Source organism: uncultured Lutibacter sp. (assembly GCF_937891065.1).
Taxonomy (GTDB): Bacteria; Bacteroidota; Bacteroidia; order Flavobacteriales; family Flavobacteriaceae; genus Lutibacter.
The window spans coordinates 1-4022 of the sequence record NZ_CALAEQ010000143.1 but is presented as its reverse complement, the minus strand read 5'-3'; the positions used below and the strand labels follow the sequence as shown (position 1 = coordinate 4022).

Genomic DNA, 4022 nt, shown 5'->3' with positions numbered 1-4022 from the left:
TAAATATACGAATAATCAATTGATTTATAGTGAGTTAATTTTTAGAGGTCCCCTTTATATTTTTTTAATTTCAACAAATTAATATTAGCATAACTGGTGGAAGAAATTTGAATCGATTGTTCATTCCCAAATAAAAAAGATGCAGTAAACTGTGTTCCTAAAGACCTTTTTTTATTTCGAACACTTAGGCCAGCACTAATATCATTTTTAAAAATATTACCTATAGTATTGTTGTAAAAATATCTTGAATAAGAGGCGTAATATTTAAATAGCAGATTAGTGCCAAAATATTTACCATAACCCAAGGTAGCAGTAGTTACATCCCATTTTGGTTGAAGTCCACTATAATAGATTCCATATAAACTTGCAAATATTCCTGAAGAATTCAAATACGTTATTTGAGGTCTTATATTGTACTGATTTATTCCTATATCTCGACCTGAAAAATAAGTTTTATTATTATAATTTGTAGATAAGTATAAAACCTGAAAATTAGAAATAGCCGCTATAAAATCATCCATAGTTGAATCATCTTGGAATAGCTCGTCTAGAATATCATTTCTTTCTTTCTCAATTTCTGTAATAGGTGATATTTGAGAATATGTCGAAAACATTACGAAAAGGAATAAAAATATAGAGAAGTATTTTTTCATAAAAAATTTATATTAAAAATAAGTAAATGAGAAAAAATTCAACTACTTACAGTATTTAATTTGGAACTATTTTTCCTGAAATTTGATTTTAATTGTGTTTTTTATGACCACTTGTTTCTGAGTTCATTTCGTGCATTTTACTCATATTTTGAGACTGCATATGTTGTCGTTGTTCAGTAGTCATTGAATTTTTAAAGTTTTCTTTAAGCGCATCATTACTCGCCTTATTCTTGGCCATTAACTTTCTTTGTTCCGATGTAAATGTAGAAATCAAATTTTTAAGCCTTTCTTGTTTTGTAAGGGCTTTATTATCTAAAATTGCTAATTGTTCAGCTGTAAGAGTTGCTTTGAAAGCTTTTCTGCTAGCAATTACTAATTCTTTTTGTTGTTTAATGAGTTGTTGCTGTTCTTTTGTTAGGTTTTGCATAACATCATTGTTCTGAGCTTGTACACTTGAAATTCCTAGAAATAATAAGAATAAAAGTGTAGAAATTGTTTTAAGTGATTTCATTTTTTATTTTTTAAATTGTTTTATCTTTTTTAATAGTTTACTAATTAGACCTTAATTTTTGAAAATAGTTTTACATTACTTCATCTAAATTATTTAGCATTTAGCACATTAGCAATAATTGATTCTCTAATAAAATTGTCAACATATTCATTAACATGGTTGTCGTCTATAAAAAGAGATGATAATAAAACATCCTCATTTGGTGTAATTAAATTAAGCATATTAGTGATAATTTCTTCTTTTATATAGTTGGCTATATACTCATTAACGTGGCTGTCATCTATAAAAAGAGATGTTAATAAAACATCTTCAGTGGATGCACTAAGGGTATTGTTTGTTAAACTTTCATTTCGTAAAGCATTATCAGAATCAGAAACAAAGTTGGTTGAAGGACTAGTTGTTTCAAATTTGTTGGGTTTAAAAAACTCAACAGCAAATAACAAAATAATGCTTGCAGCAGCAGCCCAAAATATATTTTTTCTGGAGAATAGCACTAATTTACCTCTTTTTTGAGAAGCTATTTTAGCTGTAATGGCTTCCTTCGAATTAGAAAAATAATCTTTCGGTAGCTGTAGCCCTAAATCATGGGTATGCTTTTTTTGATTTTTTTTATCAATCGAATCTAATTTTGTAGTTTTCATATTAATTTAATTTTATAATTAATATTTTTCATTTTCTATAGCATGCAAATCAACTAAATGAATGTTACTTTCAATAATTTTAACAGCCGCATAATATGATGTTTTTATAGTATTTTCATTAACTCCTATAATAGCTTCAATTTCTTTGAATTTTAATTCGTCATAATATTTTAGCTGAAATATATGTCGTTGCTTTTCGGGTAATTTTGATAAAATACGCTGTAGCTTTAATTGGATTTCATTTCCATCAAAATAATCATCTTCCATAAGATTATCCAAATACTTGTCACTTACATCATCTAATGAAATATAATATTTCTTTTTATTATTTTCTAAAAACCGAATCGACTCATTGTAAGCTATTTTATACATCCAAGTATGTAATGTGCTATTTTGTTTAAAATTAGGCAGGCTTTTATACACTCTTAAAAATGTTTCTTGTAATACATCATTTGCGTTCTCATGTGTAATAACCAACTTTCTGATATGGCCAATACAGCCTTTCTTGATAAAGGTCTAGTAATTTCTTAAATGCCTCATCTTGATACTTTTTGTTAGTTAACTTTATTATAAAACCGGCTTCGTCTGTCAAGTTGTTAATTCAAATGTTTAAATAAAAGGAATCCCTTTTATAATACTATAATGTTTAGACCTGTAAAACTAGAAATAGTTTTAAACTAATATAAAAAAAATGTATGAATATAAATAATTTGTTTTTAGTTGGCATTAAATATACAATTATTAAAAGAGGTTTTAGTGCATGTTTAATTATTCTATTTGAATTTTTTTTTGTGTGTGTGATACACTTCAACAATAAAAACATTTCAAAATTTAAATTAAAAAAATTAAATCCAAACTTTTTACAATAAGGCGGGTCTAATAATAAATTGAGTTTTAGACTCATAAAAAAAATAATTATAACTTTTATTAAAATCATTCAAAATGAAAAAAATTAATTTATTCGCAGTTGCAATAATTTTATTATTTGCAACAAGTTGTTCAAATGACATCGCCCCTCTAGAGACTTTTGGAAACGTAACCTTAAAACTAACTGATGCGCCTATGCATTATAACCAGTTTATGGAAGCAAATATTACCATAGATAAAATAGAGTTAGGCAATGCCGTCGATGCCAATTCTTTTATTGTTATTATGAGCCAAACAACAACTTATAATATGCTTGATTTGGTTAACGGAATAACAGAAACATTAACCAATATGGATATCCCAGAAGGGCAATATGACACACTCCGCCTATATATTTCATCCACAGAAATGGTGATGAATGATGGCACATCTTTTACCTATGATATGGGCCAATCTGGTTCTATAGGTAGCGGTAATATGATGGGAGGTGGCAGTATGATGTTTAACGATCAAAAAGGCAGCATTGACATCACTTTAGATCACTTTATGGACATTATGGCTAACAGTCAAAATGACTTTTTAATGGATCTTGATATTGACCATTCATTTAATTTGCAAGGTGTTGGTTTTTCTGGTATGGGCGCTAATATGATGATGAGCATGACAGGTTTTACTTTTAACCCAACCATGCGTTTTGTTAATATGTTAAATGCTGGAACAATACAAGGAACTGTTCATGGAACAACTGAAAATTTAGCAAATGCAACGGTTACACTAATGCAAAATAACACCGTTTATACAACAACTCATACTGACATTGATGGAAATTATTCTCTTATCGGAATACCTGTTGGAGATTATACTATTAAAGTAGAAATGGATGGTTATACAATGAATTCTGTTGGAAATGAAGTAAATATGGGAACTCTTAATATGACGGCTGGTTTAATAATGATGGTAGATTTTTCTATGATTCTTTCTAACTAATTAAAAATATTTATAATTTTTGAATCAAAAGCTACTCATAGAGTGGCTTTTTTTACTAAATTTAGTATCACAAAAATTTATAAAATAGATGTTCAATTAAAATCAACTATTATCTGTCCTCATTGTGGATTTAAAAAAGAAGAAGAAATGCCTCAAGATGCTTGTCAGTTCTTTTTTTTTGCTTATCAAAGTATGTATATATTTTTTAAATAGTAGCACAATTAAAGAAAGACTAAAAACAAAACGGTTATAATACTGTTCCTAAGTATAAGTAAAAATGTAATTTCAACTATATTTGAAAAAAAATTAAACATGGGTGATTTAACAATCCTAATACATTGTGCTGACCAAAAAGGAATTATT

At 27.5% G+C, this 4022-nt stretch carries 5 protein-coding genes; 1 reads left to right on the top strand and 4 read right to left on the bottom strand.

Annotated features, from left to right (window positions below; all coding sequences use genetic code 11):
• Positions 1–41: 41 nt before the first annotated feature.
• The 4 genes from Q0352_RS07880 to Q0352_RS07865 form a co-directional block, all read right to left on the bottom strand.
• Entirely contained in the window at positions 42–653 is a 612-nt protein-coding gene (locus Q0352_RS07880; protein ID WP_299526229.1) for a hypothetical protein, read from the bottom strand.
• Between the two features lie 88 nt (positions 654–741).
• Positions 742–1164, bottom strand: a complete 423-nt coding sequence (locus Q0352_RS07875; RefSeq protein WP_299526226.1) for a hypothetical protein — start codon at positions 1162–1164, stop codon at positions 742–744.
• A gap of 89 nt (positions 1165–1253) precedes the next feature.
• Complete coding sequence (locus Q0352_RS07870) at positions 1254–1805, bottom strand: hypothetical protein (protein WP_299526223.1); 552 nt, start codon at positions 1803–1805, stop codon at positions 1254–1256.
• An 18-nt stretch (positions 1806–1823) separates the two neighbouring features.
• On the bottom strand, positions 1824–2282 hold the full coding sequence (locus tag Q0352_RS07865; protein ID WP_299526219.1) for a sigma-70 family RNA polymerase sigma factor: 459 nt from the start codon (positions 2280–2282) through the stop codon (positions 1824–1826).
• A gap of 465 nt (positions 2283–2747) precedes the next feature.
• Here Q0352_RS07865 and Q0352_RS07860 point away from each other — a divergent pair, with 465 nt between their 5' ends.
• On the top strand, positions 2748–3659 hold the full coding sequence (locus Q0352_RS07860; RefSeq protein ID WP_299526216.1) for a DUF4382 domain-containing protein: 912 nt from the start codon (positions 2748–2750) through the stop codon (positions 3657–3659).
• Positions 3660–4022: the final 363 nt, after the last annotated feature.

What these genes read in the sequence shown, in the direction of transcription:
- Q0352_RS07870 (WP_299526223.1), bottom strand. Translation starts at nt 1,805, where the DNA reads ATGAAAACTACAAAATTAGATTCGATTGATAAAAAAAATCAAAAAAAG.
- Q0352_RS07860 (WP_299526216.1), top strand. Translation starts at nt 2,748, where the DNA reads ATGAAAAAAATTAATTTATTCGCAGTTGCAATAATTTTATTATTTGCA.
- Q0352_RS07880 (WP_299526229.1), bottom strand. Translation starts at nt 653, where the DNA reads ATGAAAAAATACTTCTCTATATTTTTATTCCTTTTCGTAATGTTTTCG.
- Q0352_RS07875 (WP_299526226.1), bottom strand. Translation starts at nt 1,164, where the DNA reads ATGAAATCACTTAAAACAATTTCTACACTTTTATTCTTATTATTTCTA.